Raw genomic sequence first — 328 nt, 5'->3', positions numbered from 1 at the left:
TCTCTGCTGCTGAAAACGCAGCGCTGCTGAGAAACACGAAGTTTCTCGCAGAAATGCTCTTTAAAAATTAACAGCCGATAAGTGTGGGCGCTTGATGGAAGCGAGCTGATCCTCGGATCAGAAAGCGAAAGTATCAAGAGTCTCACACTAAAGTAAGTCAGGTTTATGAAGTGATTCATATTCCTGTCAGCTTTGAGTGAGCGACCGGTTCTTAACTGAACCGAAAACAGTAACAGGTTTAAACTGAAGAGTTTGATCCTGGCTCAGATTGAACGCTGGCGGCATGCCTTACACATGCAAGTCGAACGGCAGCACGGGTGCTTGCACC

Annotated in this window: 1 rRNA gene; it reads left to right on the top strand. The window is 47.0% G+C overall.

The features are described from left to right. Positions 1–240 precede the first annotated feature (240 nt). A 16S ribosomal RNA gene (locus tag ACNQQL_RS36170) occupies positions 241–328 on the top strand; the annotation flags it as partial.

Source organism: Burkholderia sp. LFS061, from assembly GCF_047978125.1.
GTDB classification, from domain to species: domain Bacteria; phylum Pseudomonadota; class Gammaproteobacteria; order Burkholderiales; family Burkholderiaceae; genus Burkholderia; species Burkholderia pyrrocinia_C.
The sequence above is the reverse complement of the archived record's forward strand: the minus strand, read 5'-3'. Positions and strand labels throughout refer to the sequence as shown.